General features: G+C 59.4%; 25 protein-coding genes and 1 pseudogene. 11 read left to right on the top strand and 15 right to left on the bottom strand.

From position 1 onward, the window contains the following. Positions 1 to 64: 64 nt before the first annotated feature. Positions 65 to 1,246, bottom strand: coding sequence for a Na+/H+ antiporter NhaA (gene nhaA, locus D3Y57_RS11860; RefSeq protein ID WP_121153163.1), 1,182 nt, complete (start codon positions 1,244 to 1,246; stop codon positions 65 to 67). Between the two features lie 202 nt (positions 1,247 to 1,448). Between nhaA and D3Y57_RS11855 the strand changes: the two genes are divergently transcribed. After that, on the top strand, positions 1,449 to 1,745 hold the full coding sequence (locus tag D3Y57_RS11855) for a hypothetical protein (protein ID WP_121153162.1): 297 nt from the start codon (positions 1,449 to 1,451) through the stop codon (positions 1,743 to 1,745). 414 nt (positions 1,746 to 2,159) lie between these two features. Continuing rightward, on the top strand, positions 2,160 to 2,615 hold the full coding sequence (locus tag D3Y57_RS11850) for a VOC family protein (RefSeq protein WP_239026043.1): 456 nt from the start codon (positions 2,160 to 2,162) through the stop codon (positions 2,613 to 2,615). Here the strand turns inward: D3Y57_RS11850 and D3Y57_RS11845 are convergent. Beyond that, the gene (locus tag D3Y57_RS11845) at positions 2,598 to 3,533 is read right to left on the bottom strand and encodes a ribose-phosphate pyrophosphokinase (protein WP_121153161.1); all 936 of its coding nucleotides are present in this window, start codon (positions 3,531 to 3,533) and stop codon (positions 2,598 to 2,600) included. The genes D3Y57_RS11850 and D3Y57_RS11845 overlap by 18 nt on opposite strands. A gap of 104 nt (positions 3,534 to 3,637) precedes the next feature. Here D3Y57_RS11845 and D3Y57_RS11840 point away from each other — a divergent pair, with 104 nt between their 5' ends. Further along, on the top strand, positions 3,638 to 3,817 hold the full coding sequence (locus D3Y57_RS11840; RefSeq protein ID WP_121155827.1) for a hypothetical protein: 180 nt from the start codon (positions 3,638 to 3,640) through the stop codon (positions 3,815 to 3,817). 35 nt (positions 3,818 to 3,852) lie between these two features. Here the strand turns inward: D3Y57_RS11840 and nadB are convergent, their stop codons facing one another. Then, positions 3,853 to 5,436 carry an L-aspartate oxidase gene (nadB, locus tag D3Y57_RS11835; RefSeq protein ID WP_121153160.1) on the bottom strand — a complete coding sequence of 528 codons (1,584 nt, stop codon included), beginning with the start codon at positions 5,434 to 5,436 and terminating at the stop codon, positions 3,853 to 3,855. Then, a pseudogene (locus tag D3Y57_RS11830) lies at positions 5,429 to 6,354 on the bottom strand (ABC transporter ATP-binding protein). The gene nadB and the pseudogene D3Y57_RS11830 overlap by 8 nt, the downstream one beginning before the upstream one ends. A 111-nt stretch (positions 6,355 to 6,465) precedes the next feature. On the opposite strand from D3Y57_RS11830, the gene D3Y57_RS11825 reads away from it, so the two are divergent. The 8 genes from D3Y57_RS11825 to D3Y57_RS11790 all read left to right on the top strand — a co-directional run bounded on the left by D3Y57_RS11825 (position 6,466) and on the right by D3Y57_RS11790 (position 12,378). Continuing rightward, complete coding sequence (locus D3Y57_RS11825) at positions 6,466 to 6,990, top strand: DUF4402 domain-containing protein (RefSeq protein ID WP_162987095.1); 525 nt, start codon at positions 6,466 to 6,468, stop codon at positions 6,988 to 6,990. Between the two features lie 88 nt (positions 6,991 to 7,078). Beyond that, a complete protein-coding gene (locus D3Y57_RS11820) occupies positions 7,079 to 7,555 on the top strand; it encodes a DUF4402 domain-containing protein (protein ID WP_205590119.1) in 477 nt (158 codons plus the stop codon). 54 nt (positions 7,556 to 7,609) lie between these two features. Then, positions 7,610 to 7,837: a zinc-finger domain-containing protein gene (locus tag D3Y57_RS11815; protein WP_121153157.1), complete on the top strand. Its 228-nt coding sequence runs from the start codon at positions 7,610 to 7,612 to the stop codon at positions 7,835 to 7,837. An 18-nt stretch (positions 7,838 to 7,855) separates the two neighbouring features. Further along, the gene (tldD, locus tag D3Y57_RS11810; protein WP_121153156.1) at positions 7,856 to 9,286 is read left to right on the top strand and encodes a metalloprotease TldD; all 1,431 of its coding nucleotides are present in this window, start codon (positions 7,856 to 7,858) and stop codon (positions 9,284 to 9,286) included. Positions 9,287 to 9,315: 29 nt separating this feature from the next. Further along, positions 9,316 to 10,233 carry a DUF5996 family protein gene (locus D3Y57_RS11805; RefSeq protein ID WP_121153155.1) on the top strand — a complete coding sequence of 306 codons (918 nt, stop codon included), beginning with the start codon at positions 9,316 to 9,318 and terminating at the stop codon, positions 10,231 to 10,233. Further along, entirely contained in the window at positions 10,233 to 10,430 is a 198-nt protein-coding gene (locus D3Y57_RS11800; protein WP_121153154.1) for a putative signal transducing protein, read from the top strand. The genes D3Y57_RS11805 and D3Y57_RS11800 overlap by 1 nt, the downstream gene beginning before the upstream one ends. Before the next feature lie 135 nt (positions 10,431 to 10,565). Beyond that, the gene (locus D3Y57_RS11795; RefSeq protein WP_121153153.1) at positions 10,566 to 10,904 is read left to right on the top strand and encodes a P-II family nitrogen regulator; all 339 of its coding nucleotides are present in this window, start codon (positions 10,566 to 10,568) and stop codon (positions 10,902 to 10,904) included. 16 nt (positions 10,905 to 10,920) lie between these two features. Further along, entirely contained in the window at positions 10,921 to 12,378 is a 1,458-nt protein-coding gene (locus D3Y57_RS11790; RefSeq protein WP_121153152.1) for an ammonium transporter, read from the top strand. A 130-nt stretch (positions 12,379 to 12,508) separates the two neighbouring features. On the opposite strand, the gene D3Y57_RS11785 is transcribed toward D3Y57_RS11790, so the two are convergent. The 11 genes from D3Y57_RS11785 to ptsP all read right to left on the bottom strand — a co-directional run bounded on the left by D3Y57_RS11785 (position 12,509) and on the right by ptsP (position 25,164). Then, on the bottom strand, positions 12,509 to 12,937 hold the full coding sequence (locus tag D3Y57_RS11785; RefSeq protein ID WP_121155825.1) for a protein tyrosine phosphatase family protein: 429 nt from the start codon (positions 12,935 to 12,937) through the stop codon (positions 12,509 to 12,511). A gap of 14 nt (positions 12,938 to 12,951) precedes the next feature. Next, entirely contained in the window at positions 12,952 to 14,715 is a 1,764-nt protein-coding gene (gene recQ / locus D3Y57_RS11780) for a DNA helicase RecQ (RefSeq protein WP_121153151.1), read from the bottom strand. 193 nt (positions 14,716 to 14,908) lie between these two features. Next, a complete protein-coding gene (locus tag D3Y57_RS11775; RefSeq protein ID WP_121153150.1) occupies positions 14,909 to 15,331 on the bottom strand; it encodes a 23S rRNA (pseudouridine(1915)-N(3))-methyltransferase RlmH in 423 nt (140 codons plus the stop codon). A gap of 12 nt (positions 15,332 to 15,343) precedes the next feature. Beyond that, on the bottom strand, positions 15,344 to 15,673 hold the full coding sequence (gene rsfS, locus D3Y57_RS11770) for a ribosome silencing factor (protein WP_239026073.1): 330 nt from the start codon (positions 15,671 to 15,673) through the stop codon (positions 15,344 to 15,346). Positions 15,674 to 15,762: 89 nt separating this feature from the next. Next, a complete protein-coding gene (locus D3Y57_RS11765; RefSeq protein ID WP_430739035.1) occupies positions 15,763 to 16,422 on the bottom strand; it encodes a nicotinate-nucleotide adenylyltransferase in 660 nt (219 codons plus the stop codon). Continuing rightward, positions 16,386 to 17,651, bottom strand: coding sequence for a glutamate-5-semialdehyde dehydrogenase (locus D3Y57_RS11760; RefSeq protein WP_121153148.1), 1,266 nt, complete (start codon positions 17,649 to 17,651; stop codon positions 16,386 to 16,388). The genes D3Y57_RS11765 and D3Y57_RS11760 overlap by 37 nt, the downstream gene beginning before the upstream one ends. 350 nt (positions 17,652 to 18,001) lie before the next feature. After that, on the bottom strand, positions 18,002 to 19,948 hold the full coding sequence (gene ftsH / locus D3Y57_RS11755; protein WP_121153147.1) for an ATP-dependent zinc metalloprotease FtsH: 1,947 nt from the start codon (positions 19,946 to 19,948) through the stop codon (positions 18,002 to 18,004). Positions 19,949 to 20,016: 68 nt separating this feature from the next. After that, positions 20,017 to 20,994, bottom strand: coding sequence for a tRNA lysidine(34) synthetase TilS (gene tilS / locus D3Y57_RS11750; protein ID WP_239026042.1), 978 nt, complete (start codon positions 20,992 to 20,994; stop codon positions 20,017 to 20,019). Next, entirely contained in the window at positions 20,969 to 21,925 is a 957-nt protein-coding gene (locus D3Y57_RS11745; protein ID WP_121153146.1) for a tol-pal system YbgF family protein, read from the bottom strand. Before D3Y57_RS11745 ends, tilS begins: the two co-directional genes overlap by 26 nt. 25 nt (positions 21,926 to 21,950) lie before the next feature. Further along, a complete protein-coding gene (locus tag D3Y57_RS11740; RefSeq protein ID WP_121153145.1) occupies positions 21,951 to 22,790 on the bottom strand; it encodes a helix-turn-helix domain-containing protein in 840 nt (279 codons plus the stop codon). 103 nt (positions 22,791 to 22,893) lie between these two features. Continuing rightward, positions 22,894 to 25,164, bottom strand: a complete 2,271-nt coding sequence (gene ptsP / locus D3Y57_RS11735) for a phosphoenolpyruvate--protein phosphotransferase (protein WP_121153144.1) — start codon at positions 25,162 to 25,164, stop codon at positions 22,894 to 22,896. Positions 25,165 to 25,210: the final 46 nt, after the last annotated feature.

Below are 25,210 nucleotides of genomic sequence, written 5' to 3'. Positions count from 1 at the left end.
GTCGCTGAGTGTGATGGACTTCAGTCCAGTCCCGCTTCGATCAAATTTGCCAGCATCGACGCCCTTATGGACGATCCCGGCCACTAAAATACAGCACCGCGCACCCCGCAACAGCCGAAGCGATCGACCCCATTAGCACCCCGATCTTCACCGCATCGGCCTGCTCGGGCGTAGCAAACGCCAGCCCACCGATGAACAAGCTCATCGTAAACCCGATCCCGCACAACAGCGCCACACCATAGACTTGCGCCCAGGATGCTCCTGTCGGACGCACGGCGATTCCCATCTTTGCTGCTCCCCAAACCGCGCCGAAAACACCCGCCTGCTTTCCGACAAACAACCCCAGCGCAATTCCCAGCGGCAATGGCGCAAACGCCACCCCAGTTCCACCAAGTGAAACGCCAGCGTTGGCAAAGCCGAACAGCGGCACAATCGCAAACGCGACCCATGGTTGCAGCCCATGCTCCAGCCGATGCAACGGCGATTCCACATTGTCGGGCGCACCCGGCGTCCGCGTCACCGGCACCGCAACTGCCGCCAGGACACCCGCCACCGTCGCATGGACCCCCGACACCAGCATCGCATACCAAAGCAACGCAAAACCGATCAGATACCAGCGCACCCGCACCACGCCATATCGGTTCATCGCCAGCATCGCCCCGAAAATTACAACGGCCGCCCCCAGCGCCAGCCAATTCAGCGACGCCGTGTAAAACAGCGCGATAATCGCCACCGCCCCGACATCATCGACAATCGCCACCGTCGTCAGAAAGAGTTTCAACGACGTCGGCGCGCGTTTGCCCAGCAAAGCCAGCAATCCCAGCGCAAATGCAATGTCGGTTGCCGCTGGAATCGCCCAGCCGCGCGTCAGGCTTGCGTCGCCACGCGTGACCGCCAGATACACAATCGCAGGCGCGATCATCCCTGCCGCTGCCGCGAGAAACGGTAGCCTTCGGTCGGCCCATGTCGACAAATGCCCGTCAACGAACTCGCGCTTGATCTCCAAACCGACGAGCAGGAAAAACACTGCCATCAACGCATCGTTGATCCACAAATGGACCGTCATCGGGCCGATATGCGAGGTGAGGGTTGGGCCGGTTTCGAGATGCAAGAGATGGAAATAAGCTGGGGCCACGGACGAATTGGCGACCACCATCGCCAACGCCGCCGCTCCGATCAGCAATATGCCGCCAGCAGCTTCGGTTTTGAGAAAGTCGCGCAGGATCGATTGAGGACGGGTCAGCATATCACTCCTTAGACCATGATGACTTCAACTGAGACCTCTTCCTTGTTTAGTCTTGAGGCTCGATAATTGAGGCGTATAGGCCCCGACCTTCGCCGGAGGGTATAGCGATAGGTCTGACTTCAGGCGAGGATGACCACACACGCCCCTTCAAAGCGACCGCTCGTTCGAGTTCAGCTTGCCAGTCTTGATCCTGTATTAAAACGTGGAAACGCATTTCGTTCGGCACATCGTTGATGAGGTCAACCTCGCCAACGTCACGGCCCGAAATGTAAGCGGCCTGAAGCATGGAAAACAAGTCGCGTTTGAATTGCGTATCCTCACCGTCCAGTTGTTTGCCTTTGGTTTCGAGAGCCAGAAGCCGTCTTCATCTCCTTCAACACGGTCGAGCAAAATAGATACAGCAGCTTCGATCAATCGCATCGCGAACCATGCGTTTGAAATGACGCTACCAAGCCGTCGCGCCAAATCAGCGCGGTCGATCCGGTTCGCCAGTGCCTGACGAATCACATCGCCGGTGCGCCGCACATCGAAGTCCTCGCCAGTCGTTAGATCTATAATTGCCGCTGCCCGCCCCGCCCCGTCGCTGGTCAGCACCAAATCTGCGGCACCGTGATAAGCGAGTTTATCTCAAGGAATGTCGGCGAGTATATCTGCGAAATAGTCGAACTCACGCCAGCTCCCCAAGCGCTTGACGCGCTGTTTCGGAATAGGCGCGATGACCTTCATCGAGAATGACGATCGACCGGATGATCCGCAGAACTGCGTCCCGCATAGGCAAGCCATCCAGCTTGTACCGGTTGACGTGCATTGCGGTCCAATTGGCGGTCCGCAAACATCAAAATCGACGATATTGCTCGGAGTGTTGGTGCTCCCGTTGCCCCATTGCTATAATGCAGCAAGCAAAAGGGAGTTTATGATGCCCGTAAAACCCGCGATTATGCCGTGCCGGCTTTATGATAACGCACCCGCCGCAATCGACTTCATATGCAAAGCTTTCGGGTTTACCCGTCTTGCGGTCCACGCCGACGGCGCGACCGTGCACAACGCCCAACTGGCCTATGATGGCAACGTCGTCATGCTCTCATCGGGCAGCCGCGATGGTCGTAACCAGTTCGACATGACGCCCATCGGCAATCTGAACGGTCAGTCGCCGATGTGCATCTGCCTCGTCATTGACGACCCGGATGCGCATTTTGCCGTGGCTAAAGCCGCTGGTGCGCGCATAATCACCGAACCGCATGACAACGACTATGGCGGACGCAGCTATGAAGCGCGCGATCTGGAGGGCGTTGTCTGGAGTTTCGGGAACTACGATCCCTGGGCAGACGCCGCGAATACCGCCGCGAACGCCTCAGTCGAACAGGCTTGAAACCGAGCTTTCGTCGGCAATGCGCTTGATCGCTTCGGCGACGAGCGGCGCAATGGGGAGCATTCTGATGCGCTTGGCACCGGCCACCGATTCGGGCGGCTGGATCGTGTCGGTAATCACCAACTCGGTCAGGTCGGACCCTTCGACTCGCGCCACGGCTCCACCTGACATCACGCCATGAGTGCAATAAGCGACGACATCGAGGGCACCTGCCGCCCGAAGCGCGGTGGCTGCGTTGCAAAGCGTTCCTGCCGAATCGACGATATCGTCGATCAGGATGCAGAATCGCCCGGCAACATCGCCGATGATGTTCATGACTTCCGATTCGCCCGGCTTTTCACGTCGTTTATCGACGATCGCGAGGGGCGCGTTGTTGAGTCGCTTGGCGAGGGCGCGTGCGCGAACCACGCCGCCGACGTCGGGCGAAACCACCATCAGATTGTCGGTCGGAAACCGAGCCTGAATGTCGGCGGCCATCACTGGTGCCGCAAACAGATTGTCGGTCGGAATATCGAAAAACCCCTGAATCTGACCGGCATGAAGGTCGACCGAAAGCACGCGATTCGCGCCCGCTACGGTGATCAGATTGGCGACCAGCTTGGCCGAAATCGGCGTACGTGGACCGGGCTTACGATCCTGTCGCGCATATCCGAAATAGGGAATGACCGCTGTGATTCGCTTGGCCGACGCGCGCTTCAGGGCGTCGATGCAGATCAGCAACTCCATCAGATTGTCGTTGGCCGGAAATCCGGTCGATTGCAGGACGAACACATCTTCGCCGCGCACGTTCTCATGGATTTCGACAAATACTTCTTCATCGGCAAAGCGCCGGACGCTTGCCTCTGTCAGAGGTACGTCGAGATAAGCTGCGATGGCTTTCGCCAGCGGCAGATTGGAATTACCCGTCAATAGTTTCATGGCAATATCCCCCGCCGAACCCTTGCGCTGGTCCTTTAGACAGGGTCAGGCGATGGGGAAGGTGGCTTTTGCTACAACTTCATTACAAATTTCGGAGAATGACCGTGGCCGAAAAGTTTGAGCGACATCGCCAGCCCTGGACTTCGGACGAAATCCAGAAGCTTCACCGCCTCGCCGCAAAGGCGATGTCATTGAAAGCAATAGCGAAAGCGATGACTCGCAGCGAGGAATCGATACAGGCGCGGGCCAAGCTCGACGGGTTGAAAGTCAGTAAACTGCGTTAGGCCAAAGATTGGGGCCAGAGATCAGGGGCCAGAGATCAGGGAACGAGGATCGTATCCACCGCCTCGGGCAATTTATCGGGATAGTCGGTGGTGTAATGCAGCCCGCGACTCTCGTGCCGGGATAGGGCCGACCGCACGATCAACGCAGACACTTCGACCAGATTTCGAAGTTCGATCAGGTCGGGCGTGACCCGGAAATGTCCATAATATTCCGCAACTTCCGACCGTAGCAATGCGATGCGGTGCGTTGCGCGTTCGAGCCGCTTCGTCGTGCGGACGATCCCGACATAGTCCCACATGAACCGCCGGATTTCGCGCCAGTTGTGCTGGACGATCACTTCCTCGTCCGAATCGGTGACCCGGCTTTCATCCCATGCGCGGATGGATGGCGGCGTGGTGCCCGGATTGGCGAGGATGTGTTTCGCCGCGGCTTCGCCGAACACGAAACATTCGAGCAAGGAGTTTGACGCGAGTCGGTTTGCGCCATGCAGGCCCGACTGACTGACCTCTCCCGCGGCATAAAGCCCCGGCAGGTCGGTGCGGCCATCGCGGTCGATCAGGACGCCGCCACAGGTGTAATGCTGGGCAGGAACCACGGGGATTGGCTGTGTCGTGATGTCGATGCCCAATGTCAGCAGCTTTGCGTATATCGTCGGGAAGTGATGGGTGACGAACTCCGCCGGCATATGGCTGATGTCGAGGTGAACATAGTCGAGGCCGAGTCGTTTGATTTCATGATCTATTGCACGCGCCACGATATCGCGGGGTGCCAGTTCGGCGCGCTCGTCGAAATCGGGCATGAAGCGGCGACCGGCTTCGGGGCCGCTGGGGATCTTCAAATGCCCGCCTTCGCCCCTTACGGCTTCGGTGATCAGGAAATTCTTGACCTCCAGACTGTAAAGGCAGGTCGGGTGGAATTGCATGAATTCCATGTTGGAAATCCGGGCACCTGCGCGCCACGCCATTGCGATGCCATCACCCGTCGCGCCGCGCGGGGCGGTGGAATAGAGATAGGTTCGCCCTGCGCCGCCGGTTGCCAATATGGTGGCGGGGGCGACGAACGCGTCGACATGGCCGGACTTGCGATTCAGTGCGTAAACGCCCCAGGCATGGCCGTCGCCCGAATAGCGTTCGCCGTTGCGCCCGGTGATCAGGTCGATTGCCGCCATATCGGGGATGAGCGTGATGTTCGGATGCGCTTCGGCTGCGCGTTCCAGTGCCTGCTGTACGGCCCATCCGGTGGCATCATCGACATGGACGATGCGGCGATGGCTGTGTCCGCCCTCGCGCGTCAGGTGGAGGACATTGTTCTCGGTATTGAACGGAACGCCGAGTTCTTCGAGTCTTTCGATCGCTCTGGGTGCGTTTTCGACCACAAATTCGACGATTGAGCGGTCGTTAAGCCCACCGCCAGCGATCATTGTGTCTTCTATATGGCTCTCGAACGTGTCGCCCGGCTCCAGAACTGCCGCGATACCGCCCTGCGCCCAGCCCGTCGCACCGTCGGACAAACCACCCTTTGCCAGTACGGCAACGCGTTTATGTGGGGCCAGGTTCAGCGCCGCCGTCAGGCCGGCCGCGCCAGAACCTATTATAATTACGTCATAATTTTTAACCAATGGCCCCGGCCCGCGTCAGATTGAGGAACACATGCTCGAGGTCGGCTTCCCGCGTCGAAACATCGACAATACCAAGCCCCGCATTACTAACCGCCGTCAAAACATCCCCAGCATGAACCTTCGCCTTGGAATAAGTTATCGCCAGCACCCGATCGCCCTTTAGCGTTACACTTTCGAAAACCGGCGATGAGGGGGCTTCGGTCAGATCACGATCGACCGTGACCTCAACAACTTTCTCAAGCGCCATTCCGACAAGTTCGCGCGTCGGTTTATCGGCGATCAGCCGACCGTGGTTGATGATAGCAATGCGGTCACACAATTCCTCGGCTTCCTCGAGGTAATGGGTGGTCAGTACAATCGTCACGCCCTGCGCATTCAGTTCGCGGACATACGCCCAGAGTTGCTGGCGAAGTTCAATATCGACGCCTGCGGTAGGCTCGTCGAGCACGAGGACCGGTGGCGAATGGACCATTGCCTTCGCCACCAGCAACCGGCGCTTCATGCCACCCGAAAGCGTCCGTGCATATGCATTCGCCTTGTCTTCTAGGTGGACCGCGCGCAGCAATTCCATCGACCGCCGTTGAGCTTTCGGCACGCCATAGAGTCCGGCTTGCAACTCAAGCGCCTCGAACGGCGTAAAAAACGGATCGAACAGAATTTCCTGCGGCACGATCCCGATGCTCGCCCGGGCATTGCGCGGGTGTTCGTCGATATCGAAGCCCCAGACACTTGCCTTGCCACCGGTCTTTTTCACCATGCCCGACAATATGTTGATGATCGTCGATTTTCCCGCGCCGTTCGGCCCAAGCAACCCGAAAATCTGTCCTCGCGGAACATCGAAGGTCACTCCGCTCAGCGCCTGCTTGCCCCGGCATAGGTTTTCTCGAGAGAGTCGATCTTAATCGCAGCGTTGGTCATTGTTTTCCCTAGCGCGCGCAGACCGAGTGCGTAAAGCGTAGCGGCCGGCTGCCAACGTATTAACCAAAGCTGTTCACCACAGCTTACAAGACGTAGCGCTATGGCAACGGTGTGGGGGCTTTTCATCAATATTCGCGGCTGCGCGTCATGGCGTGTGCGCTCGTTATCCTGGGGTGCGGCACGTCGCTGCCCGCCTGCGCCGGAGTTGCAACTGCCAAAGCCAGCGTCACCACGTTGCGCAAACTGTCGCTCCTGAACCTGACCGATCTCGATTTTGCAACTAACATTGCCGGAACGACGGCGGGGACGGTGACGATCGATCCCGATGACGACACGCGGACGAACACCGGCGGAACGATTGCGGCCGGCGGAACACCCCAGGCCGCGAAGTTTTACACTTATGGAGGAGCACTCCAGAATTTGCAGGTCAATCGCGGGGCGCTGCCCGTGCTGGCTCGCGTGGGCGGTGGCGCAACGATGAACGTGACAGGCTTGACGCTCAACGGCCCGGTGCTGCGTTTTCTGAATGCAGCAGGGCTACTCGATCTCCGTGTCGGCGCGACGCTGGCGGTTGGTCCGAACCAGCTGCCCGGCGCGTACACAGGCACATTTCAAATTATTGTGACCTATTACTGATGTGTTCACCATCGCCCGCAAGGCACTTGTTAATCGATCGACGGTAGCGTCCGTGACCATGTGGAGCGTCAAATCAAAATCTGCGGCTATGGCCATTGCCTTGGCGTTCGCACCTGCCGTTGCGACGGCGGCAACAGCCAGTGCAACTGCGAGCGTGGTTACGCTCCGGCCACTAACACTCGTGAAGACCGACGATCTCGATTTCGGTTCGCTGATTGCCTCGTCGATGGCGGGGACCGTTAAGATCGATCCCTCGACAGATGCGCGTACCACCGCGGGTGGAGTAACTGTTGCGGGCGGTGCGCCGTCGGCCGCACGGTTCGTCGCGCTGGGTCTTGTCAATATCTATAGCAACGTCACGCTGCCGACTTCGATCACGCTGGATCGAACCGGCGGCGGCGGAACCATGACCGTCAATGCAATCACTACAAATGGTCCGGCGACCCGACTTTTTCCGGGGACTGCCATCCTGGATGTTCGCGTTGGTGGAACATTGAACGTTGCTGCCAATCAGCCGGCCGGGGATTATTCCGGTCAGTTCAACGTCACGGTCGTTTACTTCTAGTCTGATAGTCAGTGTGTCTGGACTGAAGTTTGCCGCATTGCTAAGCGCAGCAGCGTGACTGACCAGCCAGAACTAATTCGCACGAATAGCGCCCGCGTCGTCTGTGATGGCGCTGGCGAGATATCGCCCGCCCTTGGCCATCCGCGTGTCTGGCTCGAGATCGATGAACGTGGCTATGTCGATTGCGGCTATTGCGACCGGCGCTTCGTTCTTGTCGGCACCGATGCTGATCATGCACCGGGCGATATTTCAAAGCACGGCGAGGATGCGCTCGGCCGATAACCATCCTATATCGGCGGAATGACCAGCTCAACCGACCCCCGCAGTTACCTGTATCGCGAAAACCAGCTTACACCGGATGCCGCCCAGCGGCTGACTGCGGATGCTCTAGGCAAATGCGATGACGGCGAACTCTACCTTCAGTACCGCGCGACCGAGAGCTTCGGGTTTGACGACGGACGACTGAAAACTGCCGATTATGGCACCGAGCATGGCTTTGGCCTGCGTGGTGTTTCTGGCGAGACGACGGGTTTTGCGCATTCGCAGGACGTCAGCGAAGCTGGCATCCGGCGCGCGGCGGAAACCATGCGGTTGCTCGATCCCGCAAAACAACAACCCGCGCCCGCACCACGGGGTAACAATCGCCACCTTTATACTTCCAGCGATCCACTGAGCCTGATCCCCTTCGAGCGGAAAGTGACGTTGCTCCAGACGATCGACGCCGCCGCCCGTGCGCGCGATCCTCGCGTAGTTCAGGTCTCGGCGTCACTGTCGGGAAGCTGGAGTGTGATCGAAATCGTCCGCGCCGATGGTTTTATCGCGACTGATATCCGTCCACTTGTCCGGTTGAACGTCAGCATCGTCGTCGAGGCGAACGGTCGTCGTGAAAGCGGCTCATACGGAATGGGCGGCCGTTACCTTTACGATCATCTTTTCGAACCGGTGACCTGGAATCGCGCGATCGACGAGGCCTTGGCGCAGGGTCTGGTCAATCTCGAATCGGTGGCTGCCCCCGCTGGCGAAACGACGGTGTTGCTTGGACCCGGCTGGCCTGGGATCATCCTTCATGAAGCGATCGGGCACGGGTTGGAGGGCGATTTCAACCGCAAGGGCAGTTCGGCATTTTCAGGCCGCATCGGTGAGCGCATCGGTGCACCGGGCGTGACCGTGATCGATGATGGCTCGATTGCGGACCGACGCGGTTCGCTCACGATCGACGATGAAGGAACGCCCACCCAGGAAAACATCCTGATCGAAGACGGCATCTTGAAGGGCTATATGCAGGATCGTCTGAACGCGCGCCTGATGGGAGTGCCAGCAACTGGAAACGGCCGTCGCGAATCCTATGCACACGCGCCGATGCCCCGCATGACGAACACCTTCATGCGTGCCGGAAACGATGACCCCGCTGAACTCCTGTCACGGGTGAAGTCGGGGATTTTCGCCAAGAGTTTCGGCGGCGGACAGGTCGATATCGTATCGGGCAAATTCGTCTTCAGCTGTACCGAGGCGTACAAAATCGAAAACGGCCGGATCGGTGCACCGATTAAGGGCGCAACGCTGATCGGCGATGGTCCCAGCGTCCTGACGCGCGTCACCGGTATCGGCAACGACTTCGAACTGGATGAAGGCATCGGCATTTGCGGCAAAGGCGGACAGTCTGTTCCGGCGGGGGTGGGCCAGCCGACCTTGCTGGTCGATCGCCTGACCGTTGGAGGCACGGGCGCGTGAAGCCGAAGCAGTCACCCACAGATTGGCCCATGTTGAATTGGGCCGACTGGCGGGAGACTGCGCAGCATTTGCACCTGATGACGCAAATCGTTGGCAAGGTCCGGTTAGCACTGACACCGTGGCTGAATCACGGCTGGCATGTCCCACTCTATGTTACTGCGCGCGGATTCGGCACGTCGCCAATCACGCTCGAAGACAGGCTGCTCGAAATCGATTTTGATTTCCTGCGCGGCGAATTGGTGATGACGATAAGCGATGGATCGCGGGAGGTGGTGGCGCTGTTGCCGGGGAGCATTGCCTCGTTTCATGCCGCGGTGATCTTCGCCCTCGAAGGGTTGCACGTCCCAGCTGGTTTCGACGGGAAACCGAGCGAAATACCTGATGCGCTGCCCTTTGCCGAAGATCATGCCCAGCGTCCTTATGATGCAGAGGCCGTTCAACGATTCTGGCGCGCCCTGATTATCACCGATGGCGTGTTCAAGGGCTTTCGCACCGGCTTTTTGGGGAAGGCCAGCCCGACGCATTTTTTCTGGGGCAGTTTTGACCTCGCTTCGACCCGGTTTTCTGGGCGGATTGCGCCGCGTCATTCCGGCGGAGTTCCCGGCTTACCCGACGCGGTGACGTGCGAAGCCTATAGCCATGAAGAATCCAGCCTTGGCTTCTGGCCGGGCAGCGATGCTTATCCTCATGCCGCTTTTTACGCCTATGCCTACCCCGCACCGGATGGCTATGCGCTGGCGGCCGTCGAGCCATCCAGTGCCCACTTCAGTGCGGAACTGGATGAGTTTATCTTGTCGTATGACGATGTTCGTTCGTCGTCCGACCCGCGTCAGGCTTTGCTGGCTTTCTGCCAGTCGACATATAACGTCGCTGCCGATCTGGGGAACTGGGATCGTGGGGCGCTCGAATGCCCGCTGGGCGTACCTCGCCAGCCCCGGAAGGTCTGATGGCTCTGGTTGAACTCGGCAATTATCCTAACGCGATGGAGGCGGCGATGGTGCGTGGACGCCTTCAGGTCGAAGGGATTGACAGCGTCGCTTTCGATGGCGGCATGAATATAGCTGACAGCGCCGGTTGGGTAATACCAGTTCGGGTCATGGTGCTTGATGATGATTTAGAACTCGCGAAATCCATAATTGCCTAATTAAAAGGCATTTGTTTGATAGATTCTGCACAATCATAAGCCATTAACCGACCAGAGGTCGTAAAATCGCTAGCGCGACCAATTGGCATGACCTTTGCTGCACTGCACCTTGGAATGTAACCACAAGGGGGTGGCATGAAACTCGTCGTTGCGATTATCAAACCGTTCAAGCTCGATGAAGTGCGTGAAGCACTAACCGAACTTGGCGTCACGGGAATGACCGTGACCGAGGTAAAAGGCTTTGGCCGGCAAAAGGGCCAAACCGAAATTTACCGCGGTGCCGAATATTCGACCAACATGGTGCCAAAGCTGAAAGTGGAGGTCGCCTGCGACACCGCCCTTGCTGAGCGTGTAGTCGAATCGATCCAGGCTGCGGCCAACACTGGCGCCATTGGCGACGGTAAGATCTTCGTTCTCGATATCGGTCAGGCGGTGCGCATTCGTACCGGCGAAACCGACAACAACGCGCTTTAGAAGGGCAGGGGGAAAGATGAAACTTTCGCATAAACTAGGTCTGGGACTCGGGGCGCTCAGCGCTGCGATGGTCCTGGTGCAGCCCGCATGGGCTCAAGCCGCCGCCGCAGTTGCCGCATCGCCGATCCCGGCAGCGACCGTAAACAAGGGCGACACCGCCTGGATGCTCGTCTCCTCGGCACTCGTGTTGATGATGTCTGTTCCCGGCCTTGCACTTTTCTATGGCGGCCTCGTCCGCACGAAGAACATGCTTTCGGTCCTGACGCAGGTTTTCATGATCGTCTGCATTGTCTCGGTCATTTGGGTAACCTGGGGTTATTCGCAGGCGTTTACTGGCGGATCGACACCCTTCACCGGCGGATTAAGCAAACTGGCGCTGATCGGCGTCGATGCCAACTCGCAGGTCGCGACGTTCTCGAACGGCGTTTACATTCCTGAATACGTCTACATCTGTTTCCAGATGACGTTCGCGTGCATTACGCCTGCGCTCATCGTCGGTGCCTTTGCAGAACGTGTGAAGTTCAGCGCCCTGATGCTGTTCGTCGCGCTTTGGGTAACTTTCGTTTACTTTCCGATGGCTCACATGGTCTGGTATTGGGACGGTCCTGACGCCGTCGCCGCCGCCGCGATCAAGGGCAAGGCCGCACTCGACGCCGTCAATGGCGAAGCGGGCTATCTCTTCCAGATGGGCGCTCTCGACTTTGCCGGTGGTACGGTCGTTCACATCAACGCCGGTATCGCTGGCCTCGTCGGCTGCCTTATGATCGGCAAGCGCACGGGTTACGGCAAAGACGTTATGGCTCCGCATTCGCTGACCATGACCATGATCGGTGCTTCGCTTCTGTGGGTCGGTTGGTTTGGCTTCAATGCCGGTTCCAATCTCGAAGCAAACGGTGTCACCGGCGTCGCCTTCATCAATACCTTCGTGGCAACGGCTGCCGCTGGGTTGAGCTGGTTGCTGATCGAACAAGTCGTCAAGGGTAAGCCATCGCTGCTCGGTGCCGTTACTGGCGCTGTTGCCGGGCTGGTTGCCGTAACCCCCGCTTCGGGTTTTGCCGGACCAATGGGTTCAGTCGTTCTCGGCCTCCTCGTGTCGCCGATCTGCTTCTTCTTCGTCACCACGGTGAAGAACAAATTCGGATATGATGACTCGCTCGATGTCTTCGGTGTTCACTGCATCGGCGGTATCTTTGGCGCGATCATGACTGGTGTTCTGGTTGCACCGTCGCTCGGTGGTCAGGGTCTTGCGGACTATGCCGCCAAGCCCGGATCGCTTTCCGCTGGCGATTACCACATGGGCGCTCAGGTCTATATCCAGATCAAGGCAGTGTTATTCACCCTGCTCTTCTCGGGTATCGGCTCGGCAATCCTCTTCTTCATCATCGACAAAACAATCGGTCTTCGTCCGAGCGTGGATGTCGAGCGTGAAGGGCTCGATCTCGCTGAACACGGTGAGCGCGCCTACCACTATTAACGAGCTTGGGCTGGCGACGAAGGAACCTCTCCCCGATCGTAGCCAGCCCAGACCAGGTTCCTCCTGCGAACGACTGGGCCGGAGCGCACAAAGCGCCCCGGCCCATTTTTCGTTTCAGCGTAGGAGGTGGTTAGTTTTTGGCAGCGAGTATATCGACCAGCGCAGCGACCGGCGCGAGGTCGTAGCCAGCCGCATTTGCCTTTTTGTGCAGCGTCTCCGGCTTGTCGCCGAGTTTCGCGCGAGCCAGCGACCATAGCAACGTCGAGCGCGTCCCCGACCGGCAATAGGCAAGGACGGGACCGTCGGCGGTTTCCAGCGCCTTCGCCATCGCGTCGAGTTGCGGCTGACCAAAACCACCCTGTCCCACAGGGACCGCAAGATAGTCCATACCGGCCGCTCGCGCCGCCGCTTCGATTTCGGCACCCTGAGGCTCGTCGGGCGCTTCGCCATCGGGCCGGTTGTTCAGGATCAGCTTCACACCCTGAGCCTTGGCCTTCGCAATGTCTGCCAAGCTCAGTTGCGCGGACACCATCACCTTTTCATCGAGCGTTTTGAACATAGCTGGCATCCTCGTCAGTTGGATTTGATTACGGCTAGAAACGCCTCGCCATAGGCCTCCAGCTTGCGCGTTCCAACTCCACCGAGGCGACCTAGCTCACCTAATGTGGTGGGGCGGACTGTTGCCATCTCGCGCAGCGTCGAATCGTGAAAGATCACATAGGGCGGCATCTGTGCCTCTGCGGCAAGTTCGCGGCGGCGGCCCCGTAAGGCTTCAAACAGGGGGTCGCCGACCGGATTGGCGGGCTGGTCGTTGCTGCGCCGACGCTTGCCCTCGCGGCGCGGCGGGATCGCAATCGCGAATTCTGCTTCGCCTTTCAGAATGGCACGCGCTTCGGGACCAAGTTCGAGCCCGCCATGTTCGGTCTGGCCGAGCGCGTCTCGAAGCAGAAGTGCGCGGGCAACGGGCTTTACCATTTCGGCTTCGTCGCCGGTCACGATGCCGAAGACGCTGAGCCGGTCGTGGCCGAGTTTCAGAACCTTCTCGTTCGACTGACCTGTCAGCACAGCTTCGATATGGCCGACTCCAAACATCTGCCCGGTGCGATAAACCGCCGACAGCAATTTACGCGCGAGCTCGGTCAGGTTGGTGCGGGCTGGGGGATTTAGGCAATTGTCGCAGTTTCCGCAGTTATCCGGCGGGCTTTCTCCAAAATGGCGGAGCAGGACGGCACGGCGACATGTCCCGGTTTCAACCAGATTGGCCAGCGCCGAGAGCCTTGTCCGTTCCCCGGCGATGCGATCTTCGGGGATTTCACTCAACCGTATCCGCGCGCGCGCAAAATCGTCAGCGCCCCAAAAAAGTTGCGCTGCCGCTGGATCTCCATCGCGACCCGCGCGCCCGGTTTCCTGATAATAGGCCTCGATCGATTTCGGCAGCCCGGCATGAGCGACGAACCGGACGTCGGGTTTGTCGATCCCCATGCCGAACGCAATCGTTGCAACCATCACCATGTCTTCGGACTTAACGAACGCTGCCTGATTGGCAGCGCGCACCGATGCCTCAAGCCCCGCGTGGTACGCTCGCGTCGGGCGGCCGTTCAAAGCCAATTGAGCGGCGAGTTTCTCGGTCTGCGCCCGCGTTTGGGCATAAATAATCCCCGCGCCGGGTGTTTCGGCAACAAAGTCGCTTATCTGACGAGTTGTCCCGGCGCGTGGGGCTATGTTGTATCGGATATTGGGGCGGTCGAACCCGGCAACGATCAGGCCATCCTCGGAAATACCCAGTTGCGTTAATATATCGGCGCGGGTGTGTTCGTCGGCAGTAGCCGTCAGCGCAAGGCGGGGGACGGAGGAAAAGCGATCGAACAATGGCCGCAACAGGCGATAGTCGGGACGAAAATCATGTCCCCATTCGGAAACGCAATGGGCTTCATCGATGGCAAACAGGGATAGTTTTCCCTGTGAGAGCAGGTCGCGAAAGCCGTCTCCCGATGCACGTTCGGGGGCCGCATAGAGAAGGTTGAGATCGCCGCTTTTGAAACGCGCAATAGTTTCGGCCTGGTTGGTATCGACCGAAGTCAGCGTGGCGGCCTTGATGCCCACTGCCTCCGCCGCGCGCAGTTGATCGTGCATCAGCGCGATCAGCGGCGAGATAACGACGCAGGTGCCGGGCAACATCACCGCTGGCAACTGATAACACAGCGACTTGCCCGCGCCGGTCGGCATGATCGCCGCAGTTCGCTGGCCCGCCATGACGCGGTCGATCACTTGATGCTGAACACCCCTGAAGGCGGAGAAGCCGAATGTCGTTTTGAGTGTGTCGAGCAGGTCGGCCATGGGGCCTCTTAGCGAAAGGGGGTGGGTGGCGTCGAGCGGGTTGGGGAATCATCGACGCCGACTGCAGGCGGGCACATCACGGTTCGGCCAATGGAGAGAGTGTACACAAGTCTGATCTCACACCATTACAGCTTTGTTTAATTGCCGGAGTAACAGCAAACGATCGACCTCCGACTGAATACGGTCGAAGCTGCTAGCCTTCGCGATGATATGGGTGTCCGGCAATAATTGTCGTCGCGCGATATAGCTGCTCGGCCAGAAGTGCGCGGACCATCAGGTGTGGCCAGGTTGCCGATCCGAAAGCAATCCTGCGGTCGGCGCTCGCGCGTTCGGCTTCGGTCAACCCGTCCGCCGCTCCGATCAGGAAACGGACCTCGCGGATACCGTCATCGCGCCAGCCTTCAAGAAGTTGCGCGAATGCGATTGAGCCTAGTTGGTCGCCGGTTTCATCGAGTGCCACGATCCGCGCAGGAGCGATCAGGTCCGCAACCTTGCCACCGGTTTCTGGCAGTTCGGTTATGACCAGCGGCCACGCGATCCGCTTGGAATAACGTGCAACGATGTCGGCTTCAGGGCTGCGCCCGATGCGGCCCCGTGCGACGATATGCAGCTTCAACGGAACGGTCGATTAAAAAGCCGGTCCCGCCACAATCGGGGCGTCGGTGAGCGACCACATCCGTTCGAGATTGTAGAAGCTGCGAACTTCGGGGCGGAACAGGTGGACAATCACATCGCCCGCATCGATCAGCACCCAGTCGGCAGCGGGCAGACCTTCGATTCGAGGCGAACGCTTGAATTCGGTCTTCATGCGCTGGGCGATCTTGGCGGCCATCGATGCAACCTGACGAGTCGAGCGACCGCTAGCGATGACCATGTGATCGGCGATCGACGACTTTCCCTCGAGCGGGATTGAGATAGTTTCCACAGCCTGATCGCTGTCGAGCTGCTCCAATATCATGGCATGAAGCGCATCGACCGAATCCTTTGGCGATTCGGTTGGCGACGGGGGCTGGCTGATGGCAGCTGCGGGCAAGGACGGTCCTTTGGTCAGGGAAAACGCGGTGTGCGCAGTCCCGTGGATTGGGTTGAAAAACGGCGATACCATATGGGATCGGCCCGGCGCAGCGCCGTGGCGGAGCTCGGATCGGGGCGGAAGTGCAGCAGCACGAGCGCCGGCGGTCTCCATTGCGTCCAGTGTTGCGCACTGCCTGCACGTCGAACGAAACGGCGCAACCAGACCGACGCAGGGCTCGCGGCGGTAAAGCACTCATAGCCCGGTCGCGCGATAATCGCAATCGTTACGCTGCGTGCCAGCCTCCGCCAGTCGCGCCAGCGGTGGAACTGGGCAATATTGTCGGCACCCATGATCCAGATGAACCGACGATTCGGGTAACGGCGAACCAGCGCTGCGATAGTATCGACGGTGTAGCGCGTTCCGAGTCGCGCCTCGATGTTGGTGGCTCGAATCCGCGAACGGCGCGCCATTGCCCTGGCCGAAGCTAGCCGAGCGGGCAGTGGGGCCATGTCTTCAACGCCTGATTTCAGCGGATTTCCGGGCGAAACGAGCCACCAGACCTCGTCAAGAGCAAGGGCATCCATTGCGAAAAGACTGATGGCCCGATGCCCCGTGTGTGCCGGATTAAACGATCCGCCAAGCAGGCCCGTGAGGATCAGGGGCGCACCTGTCCCGTGCCACGGACGAGCCATTTATAGGTCGTCAGCCCTTCAAGAGCGACCGGACCGCGAGCATGCAGGCGACCGGTGGCGATGCCGATTTCGGCACCTAGTCCGAATTCGCCACCATCGGCAAATTGCGTGGAGGCATTGTGCATAACGATTGCCGAATCAGCCGCGGCTAGAAATTGCTCGGCAGTTGCCGCGTTTTCGGTAACAATCGATTCGGTATGATGCGAACTGTGCGCAGCGATATGCGCCAGCGCGCCGGCCACGCTATCGACAAATGCTACTGCACAGATATTGTCGAGATATTCGGTGTCCCAGTCCTCGTCGGATGCGGCAGTTATGCGGGGATCAAGGCGTTGTGCCTGCGCATCACCACGTAGCGCGCACCCTGCGTCGAGCAGCGCTCCGGCGACTGCGGCCGGATGTGCGTAAGCTTGATCGATCAACAGGGTTTCTGTTGCGCCGCAAACGCCGGTACGTCGCATCTTGGCGTTGACTGCAATCGCGATAGCTTTGGCGGGGTCGGCCGCCGCGTCGATATAGGTGTGGCAGATCCCGTCGAGGTGAGCGAGGACGGGAACGCGAGCTTCGTCCTGAACGCGGGCAACCAGCGTCTTTCCACCACGGGGAATGATAATATCAATCATGCCCTGTGCGACGAGCATCGCTCCGACAGCCGCGCGATCGGTCGTGGGGACGAGTTGGATCGAATCGGCGGGCAAACCTTTTTCAGTGATCCCCGCGATCAGCGCAGCGTGAAGCGCGCGATTGGTGCGCATCGCTTCCGAACCGCCGCGCAGAATAGCGGCGTTACCCGATTTCAGGCAAAGAATACCGGCATCGACTGTGACGTTGGGACGGCTTTCATAAATGATGCCGATGACGCCTAATGGAACGCGGACGCGCGATAATTTGAGACCGTTCGGACGCAGGTTCTCGTCGATAACCATGCCAACGGGGTCGCGAAGACCGGCAACGGTCTCGACCCCATCGGCGATTGCTGCGATTCGACCAGAATCGAGCAAGAGCCGGTCGATCATTGCGGGGGATAAGCCATTGGCTCGAGCGGCGGCAACGTCTTGCTCGTTTGCATTTAGGATTTCAGCTTCGGCAGTGCGAATCGCTTTAGCGGCCGCCATCAGCGCGCTCGCCTTGCGGGCACTTGTTTCGCGCGCAAGCACGGCAGAAGCTGCGCGGGCGCGGGTTGCCATGTCCTTAATCAACAGGGTTGGATCGATATCATCACGGGCCATGAGCGGCGGCTAGCACAAGCTGCAAAACTCCGCAAAAAAGGTCGGACCAGCCGGGGCGAATATTATAACCGGAGCGATTATTACGCGGGCGACGGGGATGCACCAGTTCATGGAGCGTGTCTGAACGTTCGAGCAAAGGTGAACGGTACCTTTTGCGAGGGCTTGCCGCGCGAACGCTCATGTCCATCGTTTCTTGATGGGCGCTGGGCCACGATATCGTGAGATTGCGTGAAGCCTACTGTATCGGCGAACCGTCCGCGCTCTGGCGGACGGTTGCACTCACTATCTTTTCTTTTTCCGCGTTGGCAACATTTCCTGTGCTGCCGTTGGCGATGGGCCTGATGGGCTAATCAGGCTCCCTGCGCTGCCGGGTCTCCGAACTTGCCGGGACGGCGCGTCTTTGGAACAGACGAGCCGCCGGTGTTCAAGGCGCGTGGTTTGTTGTGATCGATGCCGCTCCGGTCGGGCCGCTGGCCGTCATTGAGCAGCGACGCAATCTCGTCACCGCTAAGTGTTTCGAACTCGAGCATCGCTTCGGCCAAAGTCTTCAGCTTATCGATATTGTCGGTGAGCAACGTCTTTGCCTGATTATAGCCGCCATCCACCAGACGCCGGATTTCGCTGTCGATTACCTGCGCAGTTTCGTTCGACATATTGGAACGCTGGCTTTGTGAATAGCCCAGAAAGGTCTCGGCCTGTGCCTCTTCGTACTGAAGTGGACCCAGTTTGTCGGACATGCCCCAACGCGTGACCATCGAACGGGCAAGCTTGGTTGCCTGCTGAATGTCACCCGACGCGCCTGACGATACCTTGTCGTGGCCGAAGATCAGTTCTTCGGCCACGCGGCCGCCCATCGTGACCGCCAGATCGGCGTACATCTTGTCGCGGTGGTAAGAGTAACTGTCACGTTCAGGCAGCGATACGACCATGCCAAGGGCACGACCACGTGGGATGATCGTGGCTTTGTGAATCGGATCGGTTGCGGGTTCGAGCAGACTGACCAGAGCATGACCGGCTTCGTGATAAGCGGTCATTTTCTTTTCGTCTTCGGTCATTACGAGCGATTTCCACTCGGTGCCCATCAGAACCTTGTCCTTGGCGGCTTCGAACTGAGCCATTGCAACCAATCGTTTGCCGAGGCGAGCGGCAAGCAGCGCGGCTTCGTTCACGATGTTGGCCAAATCGGCACCCGAAAAGCCCGGTGTGCCGCGTGCGAGCGTGCGCGCATCGACATCAGGAGCGATTGGAACCTTCTTCATGTGCACCTGCAGGATCATTTCGCGACCGCCAATGTCGGGTAGCGGGACGGTAACCTGACGATCGAAGCGGCCCGGACGAAGCAGCGCAGGGTCAAGAACATCGGGACGGTTGGTCGCCGCGATGATAATGATACCTTCGTTCGCTTCGAAGCCATCCATTTCGACTAGCAACTGGTTGAGCGTCTGTTCGCGCTCGTCATTGCCATTGCCGAGACCGGCACCGCGATGACGACCCACAGCGTCGATTTCGTCGATAAAGACGATACATGGGGCAGACTTCTTCGCCTGTTCGAACATATCGCGGACGCGGCTTGCACCCACGCCGACGAACATCTCGACGAAATCAGAACCAGAGATCGTGAAGAATGGCACGCCAGCTTCACCAGCGATTGCGCGGGCGAGCAGGGTTTTACCAGTACCGGGTGATCCAACGAGCAGCGCGCCTTTTGGAATTTTGCCGCCCAACCGTGCGAATTTTGAAGGGTCTTTCAGGAATTCGACGATTTCCTGCAATTCTTCGCGCGCCTCGTCGATGCCAGCGACGTCGGCAAAAGTGATCTTGCCTTCTTTTTGGGTCAGCATCTTGGCACGGCTTTTACCGAAACCCATCGCACCCGAACCGGCGTTCTTCTGCATCTGGCGCATCACGAAGAAGGCGAGGCCGATCATTAAAACGAATGGAAGCGCCTGGTACAGCAGCAATACCCAGATGCTTGCTGACTCTTCGGGCTTGCCACGGAAGTCGACATTCGCCTTGGTCAGTCGTGCTGTTAGTTCTGGATCGGGGACGGGGTAGGTACGGAAGGCTTCACCGTTGCTCAGGCTGCCGGAAATCTCGTTGTTCGAAATGACAACGGACTTGACCGAACCCTCTTCAACCTTGGCGACAAATTCGGAATAAGGAATGCCCGAAGCGGCAGCGGTTTGCGTGCGACCATCGAAAATCGAAACGAAAACGGCCAGGGCGGCGAGAATGCCGACCCAGATCAAGAGGCTTTTCATCCAGGGGTTACCCTGTGGCTGTTTGTCGTCGTTCATGAGTCTTGTTCCGCCTTCCAGCCCCCAAGATAGGCTGGATTCGATTAATGACAATGGAACGGGCGCGTCTAAACCCGCCTGGGGCTCACTTTGGGACGACGGGGCAGCGCCAGCGTGAAGTGCCAGCGGCCATCCTTCACGGCGCAACGCACCCGGCCAATCGTCCCGGTGGCGTTACCCTGCAGGGCTTTGAGGAGGCGTTCGATCGTTGCGCCTCGGGGCCTGCTGGTAGGATCTATGACGCGAAGACAGTCGATTAGCGCACGCCTTAGCAGTTCTGCGGGCAGCCCCGCAGCATCATAGGTCCAAGTATCGGCACCATCGAAAAGCCGCTCCGAGCGCAGTTTCAGAACGACCCAGTCGAGCGCGCGATCGGCTTCATCGAGAGCGGCTGCACTGCGCACAATTGCAAGCGGATCGAGCCAGTCGGCGCCCGTCAAAGCTTTCCTGAGCCGGGCCCGGTCGTAACGGTCGTCTCGATTAGAGGGATCGTCCACGGGGACGATGCCCGCTGCGGCTACAATCTGCACAAGTTCCCTGTGCCGCCAACCGAGCAAGGGGCGTAAGATCCGACCGCGGCGGGCGCGAATCCCGGCAAGGCCAGCTACGCCCGATGCCCGATTTAGCCGCATTGCCATCGTTTCCAACTGATCGTCGGCATGATGGGCGGTCAACAGCCAGGCGATGTCGCGCTCGTCAGCCCAATTGTCCAAGGCATCGTAGCGCGCCTCACGAGCTGACGCAGACATATTGCCACGCGCCAGTTCTTCGAGGACGATAATCCGATGGGGTAAGCCCAAGTCGCGACAGATATTTGCAACAAAGGCCGCTTCGTCCCCCGACGCGGTGCGCAGCCGGTGATCTACTGTTGCGGCTTCGACCCGTCCGGGAAATGCAGCGTTGGCAAGCAGCAACAGCGCGACACTGTCGGGACCGCCGGAAATCGCGATCCCGATCAGCCCTTCGGTGACTGGTCCGACAAGCTTGGCGAAATCGGCACGAAATCGCGCGATCGCTGAATCAGGCAGAACATTTGGCGTCTGCACGTCCCTTGGCCGCCTTTGCTTTCAGGTCCGGTGCCAGCCGCGCGCCGTACACGTCCTGCAGTTCGTCATAGACTTTGCAGGCATCGGCAGGCTTTTTCAGCTTGGTCAGCGATTGCCCCAGCCATGTCAGGCTTTCCGCAGCGCGCTCGCCTTTCGGTGCCTTTTGATAATTATCATAAAAGGCGACGCTCGCGAGCGCAGGCTTACCCTCGTCAAAATAGGCACGACCGAGCAGATTCTGCGCATAGCTCCACCGTCGATGCGATGGATACTTCGTCACGAACTCTTTCAGTTTCGCCTCTGCTTCGGGATAAAGCTTGGCCACATACAGGCGATACCCATAGGTGTAGTCATCTTCAGCCGCATCCCCGGTTGAGGGCATTTCCACGGCTGCGACCGCTGCCCTGTGAGTAGGATCAGCTTTTGCTATAGCCGGTTTGGCAACTCCCGCCGGTGGGCGCGCCAGCGATGTTGGAACAGACGATTGGGGCGATAGTGGAGCGGTTGGCGCAGTCTCGTCAGTTGCCGCAGCGGGGCCGGTGCCCTCCAGCGTGGCGAGGCGTGCCTCCAGGCGCTTGATCGCTTCGTCCGCCTGACGACCGCGATAGCCGGTTTGCTCCACTTGCCCGGTCAGTGAAGCCAAGCTTTTTTCAAGTGCGTCGATGCGGGCGGTCAGGTCAACGATCGGCGTCGAAGCAGCATTGCCCGCTGGTATGGCCGGACCCGTGTTACCGACGATATCGGGCTGGACGGGTGCCCCGCCCGGAAAAACCGAGCGCTGGACCGCTTTCATTTCCTTCTCGAGCTTGCCTACGCGCTGGTCGAGCGGACCGCTGCCCGAGCCGGATTGTCCTGAATTCGATTGGGCCGCGAGGGGCGACCACGACAGCGTGCCCGCAAGAGCTACAGCTGCCCAGATTTTCGATCGCATCAATCAGTTCCCACCCAAGTTTCGATTATTGTGGCACAGCCGGAGAAGCGGCTGCAACTGGCGTCGTACCCGCCGCGACTGGCGGCGGAGTGACTGCCACTCGGGCATTGAGCGCGGCTGCGCTGATACCCAGATTACGAACAGTAGTCTTCGCTCCACCCAATGGCGCGACCTCACGACCGTCGATTGTCACCTTTAGGGCGTCGGGTCGGCCGGTCAGGATTTTCGGGTCGGTCGCGGTTAATGGTAGCTGATAGGTTTCACCCGCCGCCATCTCTTTTTGAAACAGCGCAGTCTTGGCCCCATCCGTGATACGAAGCCAAACTGCGGTGGTTGCCGTCAGGACGACTTGTCCGGGGCCGACCGTCGCGGCAGGCTTTGCCACCGGTGCTGCGGCTGCCACCGTCTCCTGCTGAGCGATGACGGGAGCAGGCGTTGCGACATCGGCGCTATCAAAATATCCTCCGCGCCATACACCGTATCCGACGACGATGATGAGCGCGAGCAATGCTGCCGTCCACGCCAACAGGCGCGGCGGTACGCGTGATGGATCGGCCGGCTCGTACACATTGGCATCGCGCGCATCAGGATGCGCCCGGCCGAGTTCGGCGCGAAGATCGTTCCCCAGCGCAATCTCGTCGACACCGATCGCGCGGGCGTAGGATTTGGCGAAGCCGAGCGCATAGGTTTGCGAAGGCAGGGCGGTATAATCGCTGTTCTCGATTGCGGTCAGATGACGCAACGGTATCCGCGTGCGGGTGCTGACATCATTCAGATCGAGCTTCGCTGCTTCACGCGCAACCCGAAGTCGTTCGCCGACCGAGATCGGGAACAAGCCTTTTTCGGGGATTTCGCCGTCGACCATATTTTATCTCCCCATCGCGTAGCGGCATCGCGCGACGGTCTGCGCTATGTCAACAATCGCACGCCATGATGTCAACCGGCTCTTTAACCGAAATAAAATTGGTTCAAGCGATCTCGACGTCGTTTGCGCTGGCCCAGGCAGCCATCGCCGCTCGCATATCCGATGGAGGAGAGGCTAGAAAACCGGGCATGTCTGCACGTAAGGCCGCCAGGTCGAGCGAGCGGACCATGGCCTTGACCGGGCCAATCGCTGCAGGCGTAATTGACAGGCGCTCTATTCCGAGGCCGAGCAATGCCATCGCTTCGAGCGGTCGGCCGCCCATCTCGCCGCAGACTGTAACCGGAACGTCGTGTTCACGCGTAGTTTTGGAAACGCGGCTCAAGAAACGGAGGATGGCCGGGCTGAGCCAGTCATATCGTTCGGCGAGCCGCGGGTTCGCGCGATCGGCGGCAAACAGAAACTGCGTCAGGTCGTTCGTTCCGATCGACAGGAAGTTCAGCTTTGGAAGGATGATGTCGAGCACTTCGGCCAACGCAGGTACTTCGAGCATCGCGCCATATTTTACTGCTGCGGGCACACGTTTTCCACGCGCGAGCAGCCAAGTGCGTTGCGCCTCGAAAATTGCATGGGCCTGATCGAACTCCCAGGGTTCGGACACCATGGGGAACATGACGTTAAGAGTGCGACCCGCCGCCGCCTCTAGAAGAGCGCGCGCCTGTGGTTTCATCAGGCCACCGCGATCGAGCGCGACCCGCAAAGCGCGCCAGCCCATCGCGGGGTTTTCTTCCTGCTCTTCTTCCTGCCGCATATATGGCAGCGCCTTGTCTCCGCCAATATCGACGGTGCGGAACACGACAGGCCGATCGCCTGCCGCATCGAGGACGTCGCGATAGAGCCGCTGTTGTTGCTGGCGCATCGGCAGGGTGGCCGACACCAGAAACTGAAACTCGGTGCGGAACAGGCCGATGCCGTCGGCGCCAGTGATGTCGAGTGCTGCCGCGTCGTCGCGTAGCCCGGCGTTTACCATCAGTGCGATTCGGGTGCCGTCTTTTGAAATTGAGGGCTGATCGCGGAGAGCGGCGAATTGCGCGCGGCGTTTTTGGCCGATTACCAGTTTGGAATCAAAGGCTTCTTCCATCGCCGGGCTGGCGCGGACGACGACATTGCCTTCTGTTCCGTCGAGCAGCAGCGCGTCGCCATCGACGATCATGCGCCGGACATCACGCACGCGGCCCAAAACGGGCACGCCCATTGCACGCGCAACGATGGTTACATGCGCGGTAAGTGACCCTTCTTCGAGGATAACACCCTTTAACCGACGCCGATCGTATTCAAGCAGTTCAGCAGGACCGAGATTGCGGGCAATCAGGATCGTGTCCTGACGCAATCCAGCCTGCGCTGCGGTACCGAGTTGACCCGACACGATGCGCAACAGCCGGTTCGCCAGATCCTCGAGATCGTGCATCCGATCGGCGAGCAACGGGTCGTCGATCTGGCGCATCCGCATCCGCGTGCGTTGCTGCACGCGTTCGATCGCGGCTTCTGCCGTCAGTCCTGAATCGATCGCCTCGTTGATGCGACGGCTCCAGCCCTCGTCATAGGCGAACATCCGGTAAGTCTCGATCACTTCGCGCGTTTCGCCGTCGAAGCCAAATTCAGCTTGTGCCGACATCCGGTCGATTTGTTCGCGCATCTTGTCGAAGGCCGAATAAACGCGGTGGCGTTCGGCTTCGGTGTCTTCGGCGACGGTGTGTTCGATGATGATTCGCGGCTGGTGATAAACCGCGTGACCACGCGCCATACCCTCGACCAGTTTCAGCCCCGGCAGACGCACCATCTGGGTCTGGAGGATGCGGTCGGCCCCCTGTCGTTTTTCATCGACCAGTCCGGCGTTGGCGATCAATTCGCTCAACACCATCGCAACGGTTTGCAGGGCTTCGATTTCGACCTCCGCATAACGGCGTGAATCGGCGTGCTGAACGCAAAGAACGCCGACGGCTTCTTCGCGCCGGACAATCGGCACGCCCGCAAAACTGTGAAACATTTCCTCGCCGGTTTCGGGCTTATAGGCGAAGTCGGGATGGCTGATCGCTTCGTCAAGGTTCAGGGTTTCGACATTGGCGGCGATCGTGCCGACGAGCCCTTCTCCGAGAGCCAGTTTTGTGACGTGGACCGCGTCCTGATTCAGTCCGCGGGTAGCGTAAAGTTCCAGCTCGCCATCGCGCAACAGATAGATCGAGCAGACCTCACTTTCGAGTGCCTCGCCGATGATACCCGCGACCTGGTTGAGCTTGGCCTGAGCGCCAGTGCGCGATGCCATGACCTCGTGAAGGCGGGTCAGTATTTCGCGGGCGGAGGCGGCAGCAGATGACATGGTGCGGCGCTAACAGATGCTGCGCGCGCTTCCAACCGGTAGCCCA

The organism is Sphingomonas paeninsulae (assembly GCF_003660165.1).
In the GTDB taxonomy this organism is placed as follows: Bacteria; Pseudomonadota; Alphaproteobacteria; order Sphingomonadales; family Sphingomonadaceae; genus Sphingomonas_O; species Sphingomonas_O paeninsulae.
This window is presented reverse-complemented; position numbering and strand designations above follow the sequence as displayed.

Excerpts from the sequence above, each read along its gene's own strand:
- nhaA (WP_121153163.1), bottom strand. The coding sequence starts at position 1,246 with ATGCTGACCCGTCCTCAATCGATCCTGCGCGACTTTCTCAAAACCGAA.
- D3Y57_RS11850 (WP_239026043.1), top strand. The coding sequence starts at position 2,160 with ATGATGCCCGTAAAACCCGCGATTATGCCGTGCCGGCTTTATGATAAC.
- D3Y57_RS11845 (WP_121153161.1), bottom strand. The coding sequence starts at position 3,533 with ATGAAACTATTGACGGGTAATTCCAATCTGCCGCTGGCGAAAGCCATC.
- D3Y57_RS11820 (WP_205590119.1), top strand. The coding sequence starts at position 7,079 with ATGGCCATTGCCTTGGCGTTCGCACCTGCCGTTGCGACGGCGGCAACA.
- tldD (WP_121153156.1), top strand. The coding sequence starts at position 7,856 with ATGACCAGCTCAACCGACCCCCGCAGTTACCTGTATCGCGAAAACCAG.
- D3Y57_RS11805 (WP_121153155.1), top strand. The coding sequence starts at position 9,316 with ATGTTGAATTGGGCCGACTGGCGGGAGACTGCGCAGCATTTGCACCTG.
- D3Y57_RS11800 (WP_121153154.1), top strand. The coding sequence starts at position 10,233 with ATGGCTCTGGTTGAACTCGGCAATTATCCTAACGCGATGGAGGCGGCG.
- D3Y57_RS11795 (WP_121153153.1), top strand. The coding sequence starts at position 10,566 with ATGAAACTCGTCGTTGCGATTATCAAACCGTTCAAGCTCGATGAAGTG.
- D3Y57_RS11790 (WP_121153152.1), top strand. The coding sequence starts at position 10,921 with ATGAAACTTTCGCATAAACTAGGTCTGGGACTCGGGGCGCTCAGCGCT.
- D3Y57_RS11785 (WP_121155825.1), bottom strand. The coding sequence starts at position 12,937 with ATGTTCAAAACGCTCGATGAAAAGGTGATGGTGTCCGCGCAACTGAGC.
- recQ (WP_121153151.1), bottom strand. The coding sequence starts at position 14,715 with ATGGCCGACCTGCTCGACACACTCAAAACGACATTCGGCTTCTCCGCC.
- rsfS (WP_239026073.1), bottom strand. The coding sequence starts at position 15,673 with ATGATATTGGAGCAGCTCGACAGCGATCAGGCTGTGGAAACTATCTCA.
- D3Y57_RS11765 (WP_430739035.1), bottom strand. The coding sequence starts at position 16,422 with ATGGCTCGTCCGTGGCACGGGACAGGTGCGCCCCTGATCCTCACGGGC.
- D3Y57_RS11760 (WP_121153148.1), bottom strand. The coding sequence starts at position 17,651 with ATGGCCCGTGATGATATCGATCCAACCCTGTTGATTAAGGACATGGCA.
- ftsH (WP_121153147.1), bottom strand. The coding sequence starts at position 19,948 with ATGAACGACGACAAACAGCCACAGGGTAACCCCTGGATGAAAAGCCTC.
- D3Y57_RS11745 (WP_121153146.1), bottom strand. The coding sequence starts at position 21,925 with ATGCGATCGAAAATCTGGGCAGCTGTAGCTCTTGCGGGCACGCTGTCG.
- D3Y57_RS11740 (WP_121153145.1), bottom strand. The coding sequence starts at position 22,790 with ATGGTCGACGGCGAAATCCCCGAAAAAGGCTTGTTCCCGATCTCGGTC.
- ptsP (WP_121153144.1), bottom strand. The coding sequence starts at position 25,164 with ATGTCATCTGCTGCCGCCTCCGCCCGCGAAATACTGACCCGCCTTCAC.